At 75.2% G+C, this 2,770-nt stretch carries 3 protein-coding genes; 1 reads left to right on the forward strand and 2 read right to left on the reverse strand.

Annotated features, from left to right (window positions below; genetic code table 11):
- Positions 1 to 1,299, reverse strand: a 1,299-nt coding sequence (locus ACFWZ5_RS46035; protein WP_384893224.1) for an MFS transporter, incomplete at its 3' end; no start/stop codon positions are given.
- A gap of 125 nt (positions 1,300 to 1,424) precedes the next feature.
- Between ACFWZ5_RS46035 and ACFWZ5_RS46040 the strand changes: the two genes are divergently transcribed.
- Positions 1,425 to 2,138, forward strand: coding sequence for a TetR/AcrR family transcriptional regulator (locus ACFWZ5_RS46040; protein ID WP_384789368.1), 714 nt, complete (start codon positions 1,425 to 1,427; stop codon positions 2,136 to 2,138).
- On the opposite strand, the gene ACFWZ5_RS46045 is transcribed toward ACFWZ5_RS46040, so the two are convergent.
- Positions 2,039 to 2,620: a hypothetical protein gene (locus tag ACFWZ5_RS46045; RefSeq protein ID WP_384789365.1), complete on the reverse strand. Its 582-nt coding sequence runs from the start codon at positions 2,618 to 2,620 to the stop codon at positions 2,039 to 2,041. The two genes, ACFWZ5_RS46040 and ACFWZ5_RS46045, sit on opposite strands and share 100 nt — an antisense overlap.
- Positions 2,621 to 2,770: the final 150 nt, after the last annotated feature.

Raw genomic sequence — 2,770 nt, forward strand, 5'->3', positions numbered from 1 at the left:
GTCCCGCTCCGCGCCGGGGGCGGCACCCGTCCCGCCCGCGTCGGCGGCGACGCCGAGCCGCGCCCGCCGCAGCGACGGGAACGCCGCCGCCACCGCGACCGTGGCCACGACGCAGATAAGCCCGCCGACCGTCACCGCCGCGGCGGGGCTGGTCAGTTCGGCGAGGAAGCCGACCGCGGCGTTGCCGAGCGCGGGCGACACCGTCGCCTGGGCCATCCACAGACTGCTGACGCGGCCCCGCAGTGCGTCGGGCGTGCCGTGCTGGAGCAGCGCCGAGCGGAGCGTCTCGGAGATCAGGTCGCCGAACCCGGCGAGCGCGAGGAGCACGAGCGCGAGCGGCAGCCAGGCGCTGAGGCCGACGCCGGTCAGCGCGGCGCCCCACAGCAGCACGGCGCCGACCAGCGCATGGCCGCCCGCGCGGGCCGTCCAGCCGCTGGTCGCCGCGCCGACGAGCGCGCCGAACGCGGGCGCGGCGTACAGGAGCCCCACGGCCGCCGCGCCGCCGCCGAACCGCTCGTCGGCGAGCGCCGGGTAGAGCGCCTGCGGCATGGTGAAGACCATCGCCGCCGCGTCGATGAGGAGCAGGCCGAGGACCACGCGGTGCCGCCGCACGAAGCGCAGGCCGTCGGCGAGCGACCCGAACGCCTGGCGCACGCCCTTGCCGGGGGCCGCGCCGCTGTCGGCGGCCGACGGCACCGGCAGCGGCTTGACGAAGAAGAGCGCCACCGTGAACACCAGGAACCCGGCCGCGTCGACCGCGTAGCACGCCGCGAGGCCGGGCCCCGCGATGAGCGCGCCCCCCACCGCCGGGCCGACGAGGGCGGCCAGTTGGGTGGAGCCGGAGAGCAGCGCGCCCGCGGCGGCGAGCCGTTCGGTGCCCGCGAGCGCCGGGATCGCGGCCAGCATGGCGGGCCCGCCGAGCCCCGCGAGCAGTCCGGTGGCGGCGGTCGCCGCGTAGATCACCCAGAGCTGGGGCGAGGGCACGAGGGCGTTGACGGCGAGCGCGGCGGCGACCAGGACCAGCGGAAGGCGCGTGACGACCATCAGGTCCCTGCGGTCCATCCGGTCGGCGAGCACCCCGCCCACGAGGACGCCCACGACCAGCGGCAGGGCGCGGGCCAGGCTGACGAGCCCGATCTGCAGGGACGAGCCGGTGAGGTCGTACACCTGCACCGACACGGCGACCGCGGTCATCAGCGTGCCGACCATCGCCCCGAGGAAACCGGCGTAGAGCAGCCGGAAGTCACGGTTCTCGCGCAGGGGGCTGACGTCCATGACGAGCCCGGAGAGGCGGGGCATCGATGACTCCAAGGGAAGTGAGGCAAGCCTTACCCGGGCCACCGTTCCGTATGGACTCCTTAAAGTCAACATGTGTGAAGTTCAGTCGCTCGGTCGGTGGCGGGCCCCTCCGTTAGCCTCGGGGGATGACCGGCACGACACGGCGCAGGCCCACCCATCGCAAGGGCCGGGCCACCCTGACCCGCGACGCCGTGGGGGAGGCCGCGCTCGCGTATCTCGGGCGGCACGGTGCCGCGGCCCTCACCATGCGCTCGCTCGCCGCCGAACTCGGCGTGTCCGCGCGGGCCTTGTACAACTACGTCGATGACCGGCGGGACCTCGTCGCGGTCGCTGCCGAGATCTTCCAGGCCGCCTGGCAGCCGCCGGACCTGGACCCGGCACCGGAGGCCTGGCGGGCGAGCCTCGCCGCGTTCTGCGCCGACCTGCGCGCGCACTACCGCCGCCACCCGGGCATGACCACGCTCGCCCTGAGCGAGAACATCACGATGGCCGGCCACCCGGTGATGCTCCGCAACGTCGACGCGCTCATCGGCTTCTACGCGGCGGTCGGGCTCGCGCCCGCGGACGCCTACCGCGCCTGCATGGAGACCGTCCGGCTCGTCGTCGGCTTCGTGGAGTTCGAGGACGGGCCGCGCGACCGCACCCCGGACCATCTGGACGCGGCGGACCTGGAGGCCCACCCGCCGCCGTGGCTGCGTACCGAACAGGCCGCGGAGCTGCCGCATCTCGCGGGGGTCGCTCAGCTCGCGCCGGACTCGGCCGACACGAGGTTCGCGTTCGCCGTGGACGTGCTCACGGAGGGGCTCGCCGCCCGCGCGGAGGTGCGGCGGCGCCGGTAGTAGTGCACGGTCAGGGCGAGGACCAGCGGGCCCCACAGACCGACCGGCAGGACGCAGACCCGGAACAGCGCCTCCCAGGCGCCGGTGTCGAACTCGTCGAAGGCGAAGGCGGGCACGCCGAGGGCGCCGAGCGTGAACGGGCCGAACAGGGCGGTCGCGCCGAGCCCGCCCAGGGCCGCGGGGATCAGGGCGACGGCCGGGGGCAGGCGGCGCCCGCCGACGAGCGGGATCCACGCGGGGGCCACCTCGCCCCAGCCGCGGACCAGACCGAAGGACAGCAGCGCGAGTGCCTCCGTCAGGAGGCTGAGCGTGAAGATGTACGGGACGGAGATCCACAGGCTGCCGATGGAGCCGACGCCTGAGCCCATGTCGAAGCCGAAGGCGAAGGGGAGGCGCCAGAGGCACTGGGGGAGGAGGAGCAGGGGGATCGCGTGGGCGGTGAGGTCGGCCCAGCGGGGGATGGGGGATGCGGTTGCCGTCATGCCGTCGAGCTTTCCGCGTGCGCCGCGGATGATCGTCGGCCCCTGAGCCGAACCGCCTCCGCCGTGCGGGGGAGGGGGCGGTCGCCCTCGCGGGTGCGCCCCAGACCCGCCCCTTCCCGAACTAGGGGCCAGCCCCTAGCACCCCGAAAA

Origin of the sequence: Streptomyces sp. NPDC059003 (genome assembly GCF_042740445.1) — a bacterium.
Lineage (GTDB): Bacteria > Actinomycetota > Actinomycetes > Streptomycetales > Streptomycetaceae > Streptomyces.

What these genes read in the sequence shown, in the direction of transcription:
- ACFWZ5_RS46045 (WP_384789365.1), bottom strand. Translation starts at nt 2,620, where the DNA reads ATGACGGCAACCGCATCCCCCATCCCCCGCTGGGCCGACCTCACCGCC.
- ACFWZ5_RS46040 (WP_384789368.1), top strand. Translation starts at nt 1,425, where the DNA reads ATGACCGGCACGACACGGCGCAGGCCCACCCATCGCAAGGGCCGGGCC.